Source organism: Pseudomonas sp. 10C3, from assembly GCF_036346185.1.
GTDB lineage: Bacteria > Pseudomonadota > Gammaproteobacteria > Pseudomonadales > Pseudomonadaceae > Aquipseudomonas.
In genome coordinates this window covers 37,742-51,210 of sequence record NZ_JASJVE010000009.1, presented here as the reverse complement: position 1 = coordinate 51,210, position 13,469 = coordinate 37,742, and the positions used below count along the sequence as shown (strand labels likewise).

14 protein-coding genes and 1 other RNA gene are annotated in these 13,469 nt (G+C 60.0%); 6 read left to right on the top strand and 9 right to left on the bottom strand.

All coding sequences use genetic code 11. The features are described from left to right. Positions 1-34: 34 nt before the first annotated feature. Positions 35-1,012 carry an NADPH:quinone oxidoreductase family protein gene (locus QN399_RS10440; protein WP_322176943.1) on the bottom strand — a complete coding sequence of 326 codons (978 nt, stop codon included), beginning with the start codon at positions 1,010-1,012 and terminating at the stop codon, positions 35-37. Positions 1,013-1,154: 142 nt separating this feature from the next. Here QN399_RS10440 and QN399_RS10435 point away from each other — a divergent pair, with 142 nt between their 5' ends. Continuing rightward, positions 1,155-1,571, top strand: coding sequence for a flagellar basal body-associated protein FliL (locus QN399_RS10435; protein ID WP_322176942.1), 417 nt, complete (start codon positions 1,155-1,157; stop codon positions 1,569-1,571). A gap of 19 nt (positions 1,572-1,590) precedes the next feature. Here QN399_RS10435 and QN399_RS10430 read toward each other — a convergent pair whose 3' ends face one another. The 4 genes from QN399_RS10430 to QN399_RS10415 all read right to left on the bottom strand — a co-directional run bounded on the left by QN399_RS10430 (position 1,591) and on the right by QN399_RS10415 (position 6,988). Further along, positions 1,591-2,709, bottom strand: coding sequence for an ABC transporter permease (locus QN399_RS10430; protein WP_322176941.1), 1,119 nt, complete (start codon positions 2,707-2,709; stop codon positions 1,591-1,593). Further along, positions 2,709-5,435 (bottom strand): ribosome-associated ATPase/putative transporter RbbA, encoded by a 2,727-nt coding sequence (gene rbbA, locus QN399_RS10425; RefSeq protein ID WP_330200912.1) that lies wholly within the window; start codon positions 5,433-5,435, stop codon positions 2,709-2,711. Before rbbA ends, QN399_RS10430 begins: the two co-directional genes overlap by 1 nt. Next, positions 5,432-6,397 carry a biotin/lipoyl-binding protein gene (locus QN399_RS10420; protein WP_322176939.1) on the bottom strand — a complete coding sequence of 322 codons (966 nt, stop codon included), beginning with the start codon at positions 6,395-6,397 and terminating at the stop codon, positions 5,432-5,434. The genes rbbA and QN399_RS10420 overlap by 4 nt, the downstream gene beginning before the upstream one ends. Before the next feature lie 141 nt (positions 6,398-6,538). After that, positions 6,539-6,988 (bottom strand): EVE domain-containing protein, encoded by a 450-nt coding sequence (locus tag QN399_RS10415; RefSeq protein ID WP_330200911.1) that lies wholly within the window; start codon positions 6,986-6,988, stop codon positions 6,539-6,541. A 194-nt stretch (positions 6,989-7,182) separates the two neighbouring features. Between QN399_RS10415 and QN399_RS10410 the strand changes: the two genes are divergently transcribed. Next, a complete protein-coding gene (locus QN399_RS10410) occupies positions 7,183-7,335 on the top strand; it encodes a hypothetical protein (protein WP_322176937.1) in 153 nt (50 codons plus the stop codon). Positions 7,336-7,370: 35 nt separating this feature from the next. Here the strand turns inward: QN399_RS10410 and QN399_RS10405 are convergent, their stop codons facing one another. The 4 genes from QN399_RS10405 to QN399_RS10390 all read right to left on the bottom strand — a co-directional run bounded on the left by QN399_RS10405 (position 7,371) and on the right by QN399_RS10390 (position 8,790). Continuing rightward, positions 7,371-7,967 (bottom strand): 5-formyltetrahydrofolate cyclo-ligase, encoded by a 597-nt coding sequence (locus QN399_RS10405; RefSeq protein ID WP_322176936.1) that lies wholly within the window; start codon positions 7,965-7,967, stop codon positions 7,371-7,373. An 88-nt stretch (positions 7,968-8,055) separates the two neighbouring features. Beyond that, positions 8,056-8,234: non-coding RNA, 6S RNA (gene ssrS, locus QN399_RS10400), on the bottom strand. A gap of 32 nt (positions 8,235-8,266) precedes the next feature. Further along, the gene (locus tag QN399_RS10395) at positions 8,267-8,584 is read right to left on the bottom strand and encodes a cell division protein ZapA (RefSeq protein ID WP_219062964.1); all 318 of its coding nucleotides are present in this window, start codon (positions 8,582-8,584) and stop codon (positions 8,267-8,269) included. Continuing rightward, positions 8,581-8,790, bottom strand: coding sequence for a TIGR02449 family protein (locus QN399_RS10390; protein ID WP_322182934.1), 210 nt, complete (start codon positions 8,788-8,790; stop codon positions 8,581-8,583). The genes QN399_RS10395 and QN399_RS10390 overlap by 4 nt, the downstream gene beginning before the upstream one ends. Before the next feature lie 180 nt (positions 8,791-8,970). Here QN399_RS10390 and QN399_RS10385 point away from each other — a divergent pair, with 180 nt between their 5' ends. From QN399_RS10385 to QN399_RS10370, 4 genes are all read left to right on the top strand, one after another. Beyond that, on the top strand, positions 8,971-9,525 hold the full coding sequence (locus tag QN399_RS10385) for a YecA family protein (protein WP_322176935.1): 555 nt from the start codon (positions 8,971-8,973) through the stop codon (positions 9,523-9,525). 84 nt (positions 9,526-9,609) lie between these two features. Continuing rightward, a complete protein-coding gene (gene pepP, locus QN399_RS10380; RefSeq protein ID WP_322176934.1) occupies positions 9,610-10,944 on the top strand; it encodes a Xaa-Pro aminopeptidase in 1,335 nt (444 codons plus the stop codon). Further along, the gene (gene ubiH / locus QN399_RS10375; protein ID WP_323566298.1) at positions 10,941-12,128 is read left to right on the top strand and encodes a 2-octaprenyl-6-methoxyphenyl hydroxylase; all 1,188 of its coding nucleotides are present in this window, start codon (positions 10,941-10,943) and stop codon (positions 12,126-12,128) included. Before pepP ends, ubiH begins: the two co-directional genes overlap by 4 nt. Before the next feature lie 52 nt (positions 12,129-12,180). Next, complete coding sequence (locus QN399_RS10370) at positions 12,181-13,401, top strand: 2-octaprenyl-3-methyl-6-methoxy-1,4-benzoquinol hydroxylase (protein WP_330200910.1); 1,221 nt, start codon at positions 12,181-12,183, stop codon at positions 13,399-13,401. Positions 13,402-13,469: the final 68 nt, after the last annotated feature.

Genomic DNA, 13,469 nt, shown 5'->3' with positions numbered 1-13,469 from the left:
CCGCACAGACAAGTCGGCTGTTATGGATTGGGCATTAACGAACCCGCACCACCACCTTTCCAACGGCTTTCCGCTGTCCCAGCGCATTAATCGCATCCGCCGTTTTTTCTAGCGGATAGACCTGAGACACCAGTGGTTTCAACTTTCCTTCCGCATACCAGTTAAACAACTGCTGGAAGTTGGCGGCATTGTCCTGAGGCTGTCTTTGCGCAAATGACCCCCAGAACACCCCAACCACCGAAGCCCCCTTTAACAATGCCAAATTAACCGGTAATTCTGGAATCCGGCCACTGGCAAACCCGACTACCAGCAACCGACCGTTCCAGGCGATGGCGCGGATGGCCTGGTCGAACAGGTCGCCGCCGACCGGGTCATAGATGACGTCGGCACCCAGGCCGTTGGTGAGGCGTTTGATTTCGTCTTTGAGGTTGGTTTCGCTGTAGTTGATCAGTTCATCGGCGCCAGCGGCTTTGGCGACGGCGAGTTTGTCGGCGCTGCTGGCGGCGGCGATGACTCTGGCGCCCATGGCTTTGCCGATTTCGACGGCGGCCAGGCCGACGCCGCCTGAGGCGCCGAGCACCAGCAGGGTTTCGCCGGGTTGGAGGTTGGCGCGTTGTTTCAGCGCGTGCATCGAGGTGCCGTAGGTCATGCTGAACGCGGCTGCGGTGGTGAAGTCCATCGTTTCAGGCATCGGCAGCACGTTGTAGGCGGGCACTGCGACGTGTTCGGCGAAGCTGCCCCAGCCGGTCAGGGCCATGACCCGGTCGCCGACTTTAAGATGGCTGACTTTTTCACCGACCGCTGAAATCACGCCTGCCGATTCGCCGCCCGGTGAGAAGGGGAAGGGCGGCTTGAACTGGTATTTGCCCTCGATGATCAGCGTGTCCGGAAAATTTACCCCGGCAGCATGCACGTCCATGACGATTTCGTTTTTCTTCGCTTCAGGGTTGGGGACTTCTTCCAGTACCAGCGTTTCGGCGGGACCGAAGGCTTTGCACAGCACGGCTTTCATCGGGCTATTCCTTTTGGAGTTATAGCCGATAAGTGTAGATAGGTGGGTTTATGGGTCAATCAGCATGCCCCGGCCTGATAAGCAGGCATAAGCTGGCTCAAGCTGAAGTAAGCTACACAGCAAATCGGATAAGGAGTGAACTGTGAAAGCGTGGATGATCATGTTGTTGGCGTTGTCACTGCCCCTGGCGGCATCGGCTCAAGAAAGCAAGGAAGGTAAAGAGGGCGATGCGACGAAAGTGGCTTATGTCACGCTGACGCCTGCGTTTGTCGGCAACTACGCCCTGGATGGCGGGCCGAAGCTGCGGGTCTATAAGGCCGATATCGCGCTGCGGGTTACTGGCGGGGATGCCGAGAAGGCGGTGAAGCGCAACGAGCCGCTGATTCGTAATCAGCTGGTCGCGTTGTTCTCCCAGCAAACCGCTGAGACCATGAACAACGTCGAGGCCAAGGAGAAGCTGCGTCAGGAAGCGCTCAAGCAGACCCAGCAGATCATGAATGATGAAGAAGGTAAGCCGATTGTCGAAGACTTGCTCTTCAACAACCTGATCGTTCAGTAATCGGGCCTGTCTCTGGCCTCTATGAGGCCAGGCTTTTGCGGAAGCGCATCAGCGCAACCACGAAGAACAGCAAGCCGATGGCGATCAGCGCCAACAGGTCGGGCCAGACCACTGCAAGCCCGGCGTCGCGGAACAGAATCGCGGCGCTGAGGCTGACGAAATGGGTGGAAGGCGAGGCCTGCATGACCCATTGCAGCCACTGCGGCATGCTGTCCAGCGGGGTGCTGCCGCCTGAAAGCAGGAGCATGGGGATGATCACCGGAATCGCCAGCAACCCGAACTGCGGTGTCGAGCGGGCGAGGGTAGCGAGGAATATCCCCAGTGCGGTACTGGCGAACAGATAAAACGCCGTGACCATCAGGAACAGGCTCATGGACCCGGCCAGCGGCACGCCCAGCGCGGCCTTGACGATCACTTCCAGTGAAAGCCAGGTACACACCACCACAACCAGCGCGTTGCTGCCGATTTTCGCCAGCATGATTTCCAGCGCGGTCAACGGCAAGACCAGCAAGTGGTCGAGGGTGCCGTGCTCGCGTTCGCGCAGCAGCGCGGTGCCGGTCAGGACGATCGCCAGAATGGTGATGTTGTTGACGATCTGAATCACCGCTAGAAACCAGCCGCCCTCCAGGTTCGAGTTGAACAGCGCCCGCGTGGTCATAGTCGCGGGTACGTTGCGGGCGGCGGCGTCCTGACCGCTGTACTCGAGCAGCACCCGTTGGAAGATCCGTGCAATGTAACCGGCACCCATGAACGCCTGGCTCATGGCGGTGGCATCGACGTTGACCTGCACGGTGGGCTGACGACCGGCCAGGAGATCGGCCTGAAAGTTGGCCGGTACGTTGATGACGAAGGTGTACTGACCGCCGTCCATGGTCTGATCCAGCCGGTTGTAGGCCAACGGCATCGGAACCTGGAATTCTGGGGGCAGCAGCGCCTCGCTGAGTTGTCGGGACACATGGCTGTGGTCTTCATCGACTATTGCCACGCTGGCATTGTGGACGCCGATCACGGAGCCGGCGGCCGGCATGTAAATCGCCACGGTGAAGGCGTACAGCAGGAACAGCAGCAATACGCTATCGTGCCCGAGGCTGGTGAGTTCCTTGAAGCCCAGGCGCCAGATGTGTGCAAGTTTGTTCATCAGGCCTCCTGCTTTTTCAACATGGCCAGGCTCAGCCCGGTGAAGGCAATAAAGAACCCGAACAGCGCCAGGCACTGCGGCCAGAGTTCACGCAGGTCCAGCGCTTTGGTGAAGGTGCCTACGGCGATGTCGAGGAAGTACCCTGCGGGGAACAACATGCCCGAGACCGCTGCGGCGCCGTCCAGGGATGAGCGCGGCACGATCAGCCCGGAAAACTGAATGGTCGGCAGGCTAGTCAGAATCATGGTGCCGAGGATCGCGGCAATTTGCGTGCGGGTGAAGGCCGAGATGAGCAGGCCGAGGCTGGTGGTCGCCAGCACGTACAGCAATCCGCCGAATGCCAGGGTCAGGCCACTGCCCTTGAACGGTACGCCAAACAGCCACAGGTTCATCGCCACCAGCAGGGCCAGGTTGATCAGGCTGACCACCAGATAGGGCACCTGTTTGCCCAGCAGGAACTCCAGGCGGGTCAGAGGTGTGGCGTAGAAGTTGGTGATCGAGCCCAGTTCCTTTTCGCGGACGATGCCCAACGCCGTGAGCATTGCCGGGATAAACGCCAGGATCAGCGCCATGACACCGGGCCCGATAGCGTTCACGCTGACCACATCCTGGTTGTAGCGAAAGCGCGTTTCCAGCTTCGCGGCGGCACCGGGGCCTTGAGGTCGACTGCTCAGCGCCGCCATTTGCACCATGTTGTCCTGATGCACCTGCTCCACATAGTTGCGGCTGGTTTCGGCGCGAAACGGCATGCCGCCATCGAGCCATGCGGCGACGGCGGGTTGCCGCCCTGCATACAGGTCACGGCCAAAGCCGGGCGGGATTTCCAGTGCCAGTTTTATCTCCGAGCGTTGCAGGCGTTTGTGCAGCTGGACCGAATCGGTGATGGGCGTACGTTCGTCGAAATACCGGGAGCTGCGGAATGCTTCCAGGTAGGCGCGACTTTGCGGTGTCTGGTCCTGGTCGTACACCGCGAAGGCCAGGTTCTCGACATCCAGGGAAATGCCGTAGCCGAAGATCACCATCATGAACATCGCGCCCAGTAGCGCAAACCCAAGGCGAACCTTGTCGCGCAGCAACTCTTTGCCTTCACGGCTGGCCACGGCGATCAGACGTGCGAAGGTGAAACCTCGTTTCGTCGCCTTGGGTGCCGTGGGTTCAACACCCTGGATGGTTTCACTGTTGGACGGAGCTTTTTCGGTATTGCCCTGAGCTTGCTCCAGGCAGGTGACAAATGCAGCTTCCAGCGTTTCGCCACCGAACTGCTTCTGTAGCGCGGCGGGCGTATCGCAGGCCAGCACCTTACCGGCGTGCATCAACGAGATACGGTCGCAGCGCTGGGCTTCATTCATGAAGTGAGTGGAAAGAAAGATCGTCACCCCTTGCTCGCGGGACAGTTCGATCAGCAAGCGCCAGAAGTCATCCCGAGCGGCCGGGTCGACGCCCGAGGTAGGCTCATCGAGGATCAACACCTGAGGGCGGTGCAGCACTGCAACGGCCAATGACAGACGCTGACGCAAGCCCAGAGGCAAGTCGCCGGACTGCTGCGTGGCAACGTCGCCAAGGTCGAAGCGCTGGATCAGCTCGGCGATCCGTTCGCGGCTTTGGTCTTTGGGTAAATCGAACAGTCGCGCATGCAGCTCCAGATTCTGCTGCACGCTGAGTTCGCCATACAGCGAGAAGCTCTGCGACATGAAACCGACCTGCTTGCGTGTCTCCAGATCCTTGGCGTCCACGGCCTTGCCCAGCAGCGTGGCGCTGCCTTCGCTGGCCGGGATCAAGCCGGTGAGGACCTTCATGGTCGTGGTTTTACCGCAACCGTTGGAACCGAGGAAGCCGAAAATCTCGCCTCGGCCGATGGCAAAGCTGACCTTGTCCACTGCGGTAAAGTCGCCGAAACGCAATGTCAGCTCGTGGGCCTCAATGGCGATTTCGCTGTTGTCGCCCACGCGCGGTGTTATCACCAGTGGCTCGCTGTTGCGGCGCTTGTCGCTCTGGAAGTGAGTGAACGCCTCGTCGAGTTTGCCGCTTGGCGTGGCGCCCGCCAGCTCGCTGCTCAAACCCTGGGCGATCAACTTGCCACGATCCAGCATCAGACACTGCTCGAACTGCTCGGCCTCTTCCATGTAGGCGGTGGCCACCAGCAGGGTCAGTTGCGGCCGTTGGCTGCGTACCTGCTCGACCAGCTCCCAGAAATGCCGACGTGACAACGGGTCAACGCCGGTGGTGGGTTCGTCGAGGATCAGCAGGTCGGGTTCATGGATCAGCGCGCAACACAGTCCCAGCTTCTGTTTCATGCCGCCGGACAGCTTGCCTGCCGGGCGGTCAGCGAAACTCGTCAGGTCCGTCGCGGCCAGCAGGTTGAGCATGCGTTGATCGCTCTCGGCCCGGGACAGGCCAAACAGCGTGGCAAAGAAATGAATGTTTTCCCGGATGGACAGCTCGGGGTACAGGTTATTGCCCAAGCCTTGAGGCATGAACGCAATACGCGGATAGAGGCTGCTGCGATGGCTGCGTTTCTCGATTGAGCCGCCGAGCACCTGCAAATCGCCTTGCTGAAGCTTTTTCACTCCGGCAATCAGCGCCAACAGGCTGGACTTGCCCGCCCCATCGGGGCCGATCAGCCCGCATCGGGTGCCGCTGGGCAGGCTAAAGCTGATGTCGCTCAGGGCTTGCCGTTTGCCATAACGGTGGCTGACACCCTTGGCTTGCAGCGCCATATCGCTCATTGCAGGTTAGCCGGCCAGTCCACTGTGGCGGTGCGTACGTAACCTGCACCTGGCATGCCCGACTTGGCTTGAGGGATGGCGCTGACGTCGGTCAGGCGCAACTTGACCCGAAACACCAGTTTTTGTCGCTCATCCCTGGTTTCAACTTCTTTGGGGGTAAATTGCGACTTGTCCGCGACAAAACTGATACGGGCTGGCAAGGGTTGGAGGGGCAGTGCGTCGAGCAGGATGCGTGCATCGTCGCCGACGGTCAGCTTGCCGGTGACCGAGGTCGGCAGGTACAGATTCATGTATCGATCATTGGGGTCGATTAGCAGCAACACCCGTCCGCCTGCGGCCAATACTTCACCCGGCTCGGCCAGGCGCAGCTGGATAATGCCGTCCAGAGGGGCGCGCAAACTGCTGTCGTCAATCTCGCTGGTCAGCTGTGCAACCTGTGCCTGAGCGGCACCGATGGCTGCGCCCACCGCGCCGACTTGCGCACGGGCAGAGACGACTGCTGCGTTGGAGGTGTCGAGCTTTGCTTGCAACTGGTCAATCTGCTGGCGGCTGGCGTACCCGCGCTCAAACATGGTTTGGGCGCGCTTGAGTTCCTGGTTGGCCAGCAGTTGTTCGCTTTGGCGAAATTGCACATTGGCCTGGGCGGCAGCGTAGTTTTCCCGCGCACGCAGTACTTCGGCTTCGGCCTGGGCCCGTTGTGCTTCCAGGGTGCGGGTGTCCATGCGCGCCAAGAGTTGGCCCTTGATCACCTTGTCGCCTTCATCCACACGGACTTCGGCCAGACGCCCCGGAATCTTGCTGGCGATCTGTACTTCGGTGGCCTCCAACCGACCATTGCCCATGTATAGCCCTTCGGGCAGGCGATCACGGGTAGATTTCCAGTAACCAAAGCCACCGGCAGCGACCAATAACACGATCAGGGCGATAGCAAAAAGACTGGAACGACGGCGATTCGTTGGCATGGGTGCATCCTGCTCTTAGTACATCCAATTCTGACAGACCCCGGGTTTACTCCCTTGATGTCAGTCAAACAGTCGGCGAAGCGTACGCCGTTTGGGAGTGTGCTGCATGTGGCGTGGTCGTGACTGCCGGGTTCTGCTTGATCAGCGTAACGCCAGGATCGCTTCCCACTCATCAGGCGTCACCGGCATGACCGAGAGCCGGGTACCTTTTTGCACCAGCGGCATCTGTTCCAGCGCGCTCTGCTGCTTTAAATAACCTATTTTAATGACTTTCGGAAACGCTTCGACGAAGCCAACATTCACCGCGCTCCAGCGATTGTTGGCGGCGCTGGATTTGGCGTCGAAATAAGCGCCGCCCTGGTCCAGCGCAGTGGGGTCAGGGTAGGCAGCGTCGACAATGCGTCCGATGCCGACGATACCCGGCTCCGCACAGCTGGAATGATAGAAAAAGAACGTGTCACCTGGCGCCATGGCCCGCAGGAAGTTCCGTGCCTGGTAATTCCTCACCCCGTCCCAGCGGGTTTCGCCAAGACGCTGGAGGTCGTTGATCGACAGTTCTTCCGGCTCGGACTTCATCAGCCAGTGGGCCATGGGTTGCGCTCCTGAATCGGGTAATGGTCAAGTTGTTGAACGATTTCATGACTAACCGACGGTCGGTTGACGCCAGCATTTGCGTGTCAGTTCGCGTTGTCGGAGAATGCCCGGGATTTTAAGCATCGCGCTGCTGCACGGCCTATAAAAACCGTAGCGGACATCGTATTGATTTGCCTAAGGGGGGGCAGTCGATGAAACGCAAACCGGATGTATTGTGGGTATTGGCTTTCTTGTTCGGTTTGGGTGTGGTGACTACGGGTTACGCGCAAAGCCTGTGGGCAAACAACGCTGATGCTCCGGTTGAAATCGTACAACAGCAGAAAAAACCATTGCAGCGACACTGATTGCTCCCATGCCTGGCGTGGGGCGGATCAGCCATTCAATACCAGCGCTTATCCGTCACGGTGCCTTGTAGTGGCACATCCCAACTGGCTTGCGCCAATCGCTCCACCTTCTGGCATTCATGTGCGAGCCCAAGCAACACGGGTTTCTGCCAAGCCTTTCTGCGCGCCTGATAGGCCAGGCTGCGGTCGTAAAAACCGCCGCCCATGCCCAGCCGACCGCCTACGTCATCAAAGCCAACCAGTGGCAAGAAAATCAAATCCAGGGCCCAGATCGTGCGCTGCTTTGCCGCATTGATGTGGGGTTCCGGGATGCGGAAGCGATTGGGCCTGAATTTTTCGCCGTGGCGCACTTGCTGGAAAACCATCTTGGTTCGCGGCCAGGCGCTGAGCACGGGCAGATAGGTTTTCTTGCCGCGTCGTTGAGCCGCACGCAATATCAGGCGCGGATCGATTTCACCGTCATTGGGGAGATACAGGGCGATGTGTCTGGCGCGGCGAAACAGAGGATGTTGCGCCAACTGCCGGTATAAGCCGAGAGCGGCCTGGCGTTGCTGGCTTGGGTTCAAGGCGCGACGGGCCTTGCGCAACTGAGTGCGAAGTTGCTGGCGTGAAAGAGGCGCGGGATTGGTCATCTGCGCTGATCCAGAAGCGAGTACGGCACGGCGGCGTACGCGTGATGACCATTGCCAGTCAGCGAGACGGGCAATGGACAGAAATAAAAGACTCCCCGACGAACCGCTGTCGGTGTAGCCCTTGAACCCGAAAGTTCAAGGTGGAGATTGCAGGAGGACTTAAGGCTTTCCGTCAAGCGGACATGCACACCGTCCCCAACGTGCAACCCCCGTGGTTGTGCGTATCGGCTCAGGGACATGACCGACTGGCAAGCACTCCAGGGAGCGGTCGCAAGTATACCCGAAACGTTACGCAAGAATCACTTTTGGCTGGGTTCCGGATCGGTGGCCAGCACTAGATCAACCCTTTCCAGCAGATCGCGTACTTGCTCGCGGGTCGAGCCACTGGCTTGAACGTCAGGCACTGCCTGCTTGTGCAGCAAGTCATGAGTGATGTTCAGTGCCGCCATCACGGCGATGCGGTCGGCCCCGATGACTTTGCCGCTGCTGCGGATTTCGCGCATTTTGCCGTCCAGATAACGCGCCGCGCTGACCAGATTGGTGCGCTCTTCCTGAGGGCAGATGATCGAGTATTCTTTGTCGAGGATCTGAACGGTAACGCTGTTATTTGAACTCATGAGTCTTGCTCCAGGGCTTTGAGGCGCGAAATCATCGATTCAACCTTGTGACGGGCGATTTCGTTTTTCTCAATGAGGTGAGCGCGTTCCTCGCGCCAGGTTTTTTCCTGAGCTACTAAGAGTCCATTTTGGCTTTTAAGTTGCTCGACACGCTTAATCAGCAACTCCAGTCGAGCCATCAGCGCTTGCAAATCGGTGTCTTCCATTGTGTCCCACTGAATACTTTCTGATGAATGGCGCAGCAGCTGGCGTTTTGACACGCTAAAAACAGCGGCCTCGACAGTCTTGGCGAGTCTGCGGGTGCAATCGCTGGAAATAAATGACCGCACGCCCTAGGATACAAGACCTCCATTCTAGACATTGCGCCGCTTGGCGCCTAGTTACCCATGCCTATTCAGAATTCCCCGTACAAAGCTTTTGCCACCCTGCTCAACAGCAGCGGTCATTCCGTCTCTCCGGCCGAGTTGCACGGCTTTCTTCTGGGCCGCAGTTGTGCCGGTGCCGGCTTCGATGTCGACGGCTGGATGGTCGATGCGACCGAAGTACTGGGCGCCGCGCCTGAAGATAACGTACGTCAGGCGTTGATCGGATTACAGGAAATGGTCAAGGGTGAACTCACCAGCGACGACATGACGGTTGTGCTCTTGCTCCCCAGCGATGACGCGCCGCTTGGCGAACGCGCCATCGCGCTGGGCGAATGGTGCCAGGGCTTCCTCGCGGGTTTCGGGCTGACTGCTCGCGACAATGAGATCAGCACCGAAGCCATGGAAGTGTTGCAGGATTTGGCCGCTGTCGCTCAAGTGCAGGACGCGCTGGAAGACTCCGAAGACGGCGAGACCGACTACATGGAAGTGATGGAGTACTTGCGCGTCGCCCCCCTGTTACTGTTCACCGAATGCAACAAGCCCGCCGTGCCTGAGCCGAAACCTTCTTTGCATTGATTACTCATCATTGGCGCTCCCGGCGTTGAGCCTGTGATCCAGGCGCATCGCCGGCGGCGCCCAAAAGGGGACCTCACCTGCCTTATGATCCATATCCCGAAGTCGGAATACGCCCGTCGACGTAAAGCCCTGATGGCGCAGATGGTGCCCAACAGTATCGCCATTTTGCCAGCCTCTGCGGTGGCTATCCGCAATCGCGACGTCGAGCATGTCTACCGTCAGGACAGCGACTTCCAGTACCTCAGCGGCTTCCCCGAACCGGAAGCCGTGATTGTGCTGATCCCTGGCCGTGAGTACGGCGAGTACGTGCTGTTCTGCCGTGAACGCAACCCTACGCGCGAGCTGTGGGACGGTCTGCGTGCCGGGCAGGAAGGCGCAATGCGTGACTTTGGGGCCGACGACGCGTTCCCGATCAATGATATCGACGACATCCTGCCGGGCCTGATCGAAGGGCGTGACCGGGTGTATTCGGCTATGGGCAGCAACCCTGAATTCGATCGTCATTTGATGGACTGGATCAATGTGATTCGCTCCAAAGCGCATCTGGGTGCGCAGCCGCCGAACGAATTTGTTGCGCTGGATCATTTGCTGCACGACATGCGTCTGTATAAATCAGCGGCAGAAGTCAAAGTCATGCGCTGCGCCGCCGAGATCTCAGCGCGAGCCCATGTGCGCGCGATGCAGGCCAGCCGTGCCGGCTTGCATGAATTCAGTCTGGAAGCCGAGCTGGATTACGAGTTCCGCAAGGGCGGGGCGAAGATGCCGGCCTATGGTTCCATCGTGGCCTCGGGCCGCAATGCCTGCATCCTGCACTATCAGGGAAACGACGCATTGCTCAAGGATGGGGATCTGGTGCTGATCGACGCGGCCTGTGAGATCGACTGCTACGCCAGCGACATCACGCGGACGTTCCCGGTCAGCGGTAAATTTTCGCCTGAGCAGAAAGCGATCTACGAGTTGGTGCTCAAAGCGCAGGACGCCGCATTTGCCGCCATCGGCCCAGACAAGCACTGGAACCAAGCGCATGAAGCCACGGTGCAGGTCATTACGGCCGGGTTGGTCGAGCTCGGGCTGCTGGTGGGCGACGTTGGCGATTTGATCGTCAACGAGGCCTATAAAGCGTTTTACATGCACCGCGCCGGTCATTGGCTGGGCATGGACGTGCACGATGTCGGCGAATATAAAGTCGGCGGCGAATGGCGTGTGCTGGAAGTTGGCATGACGCTGACCGTGGAGCCGGGGATTTATATCGCCCCGGATAATCAGACCGTCGCGAAGAAATGGCGTGGGATTGGTGTACGGATCGAGGATGACGTTGTGGTGACTAAACACGGTTGTGAAATTCTTTCTGGTGGCGTGCCAAAAACCGTCGCCGAGATTGAGGCCTTGATGGCCGCTGCACGTGTCGAGGCAGCATGAGCCGGGTCAATCTTGCCATTGTGGGCGGCGGCCTGGTGGGTGCCAGTCTGGCGCTGGCCCTTCAGGCGGGCGCCAAGGCACGCGGCTGGAAGATCGTTCTGATCGAACCCTTTGCACCGGGTGATGCGTATCAGCCGAGCTACGACGCACGTTCGTCAGCGCTGTCGTTTGGCGCCCGGCGAATCTACGAGCGCCTGGGCGTGTGGCAGCAGATCAGCCGCCGTGCCGAACCGATCCTGCAGATCCAGGTGTCCGACCGTGGGCGTTTCGGCGCAGCACGTTTGTCGGCGATCGAAGAGGGCGTTCCGGCGCTGGGCTACGTCGTGGAGAACGCCTGGCTGGGCCAATGCCTGTGGCAAGGCCTGGACAAAGACGTGATCAGTTGGCGTTGCCCGGCCGAGGTCAAGCGCATGCAGCCGTTGACGGATGGTTATCGGCTGACCCTGGATGATGAAACCGAGCTGGAGTGCGACCTGGCGATTCTTGCCGACGGCGGCCGCTCGAGCCTGCGCGAGCAATTAGGCATTGGCGTCCGGCAGCGGCCTTATAACCAGAGCGCGCTGATCGCCAACATCACCCCGAGCGAAGCCCATTGCGGCCAGGCTTTCGAACGTTTCACCGAAGAAGGCCCGATGGCGCTGCTGCCGTTGCAGGAAAACCGCTGTGCGCTGGTCTGGACCCGTGCGGGGATGGATGCGCAGCGCTTGGCCAATCTGGATGATCGTAGTTTTCTCAGCGAGCTGCAGGGCGTGTTCGGTTATCGCCTGGGCGCTTTGCGTCAGGTCGGGGCGCGGCATATTTATCCGCTGACGCTGGTCGAGGCCGAAGAGCAAGTGCGGCCGCATCTGGCGGTACTGGGCAACGCCGCCCACAGCCTGCACCCGATTGCCGGTCAGGGTTTCAACCTGTCGTTGCGCGATGCCGATGCGCTGGCGGAGGCGCTGCTGGCGAGCCAAAGCATGCCTGGCGATTTCGCCACGTTGCAGGCCTATCGCGAGCGTCAGCGACTGGATCAGCAATTGACCGTGGGCTTCTCCGATCAGGTCACGCGACTGTTCGGCAGCTCCCAGCCCTTGGTCGGTGCCGGACGCAATCTGGGCCTGCTGGGACTGGATCTGTTACCGCCGGCCAAACGCTGGTTTGCCCGTCAGGCCATGGGGTTGGGAACTCGATCCGATGTGTGACGCGCGGATTCTTAAAACACGGCTTAGGCCACAAGCGAGAACGATTTAAAGCATGGAAACGCGCGCAGATCTGCTGATTGTCGGGGCTGGAATGGTCGGTAGCGCACTTGCGCTGGCGTTACAGGACAGTGGCCTGGAAATTCTGGTGCTCGATGGCGGTCCGCTGAGCGTCAAGCCCTTCGATCCGCAGTCAGCGTTCGAGCCGCGGGTCAGTGCCTTGTCCGCAGCGAGCCAGCGCATTCTTGATCGTTTGAACGTGTGGGACGGCATCGCCGCACGCCGCGCCAGCCCGTATCGCGAGATGCAGGTGTGGGACGGCAGCGGCACCGGGCAGGTTCATTTCTCGGCGGCCAGCGTGCACGCCGACGTGCTGGGGCATATCGTCGAGAACCGCGTGGTTCAAGATGCTCTGCTTGAGCGCTTGCATGACAGTGACATCGGGCTGCTGGCCAACGCGCGTCTCGAACAGATGCGCCGTTCCGGGGACGATTGGCTGCTGACGCTGGCCGACGGTCGTGTGTTGCGTGCGCCGCTGGTGATCGCCGCTGATGGCGCTAACTCGGCGGTACGCCGCCTCACGGGGTGCGCGACCCGGGAGTGGGACTACCTGCACCACGCCATTGTCACCAGCGTGCGCACCGCTGATTCGCATCAGCACACCGCTTGGCAGCGCTTTACCGATGAGGGGCCGCTGGCGTTCCTGCCGTTGGAACGTGAAGGCGAGCATTGGTGCTCGATTGTCTGGTCGGTGACCCCGACCGAAGCGCAGCGCTTGATGGCGCTGGGCGATGATGAGTTCTGCCGCGACCTGGAAAAAGCCTTCGAAGGCCGTCTCGGCACCGTGCTCAGTGCTGACCCGCGGGTGTGCGTGCCATTGCGTCAACGGCACGCCAAGCGCTACGTGGCCGAAGGCCTGGCATTGATTGGCGATGCGGCGCACACCATTCACCCGCTGGCCGGGCAGGGCGTCAATCTGGGCTTTCTGGATGCCGCAGTGTTGGCCGAAGTGTTGCTGCATGCCGCCAGCCGAGGCGAACGCTTAGCCGATGTTCGCGTACTCAGCCGTTTTGAGCGCCGCCGCATGCCACACAACCTGGCATTGATGGCGGCAATGGAAGGCTTGGAACGCCTGTTCCAGGCCGATCCACTGCCCTTGCGCTGGTTGCGCAACACCGGCCTGAAGTGGGTCGATAGCCTGCCGGAAGCCAAAGCGATGTTCGTGCGTCAGGCGTTGGGATTGTCCGGTGACCTGCCTGAACTGGCCCGGTTGTAGGGGGCGGCGTAACATCCGGTAACGGCTCCGCTGTCAGTTTGGTTGAGAAGGCAAATGGGATTCACTAC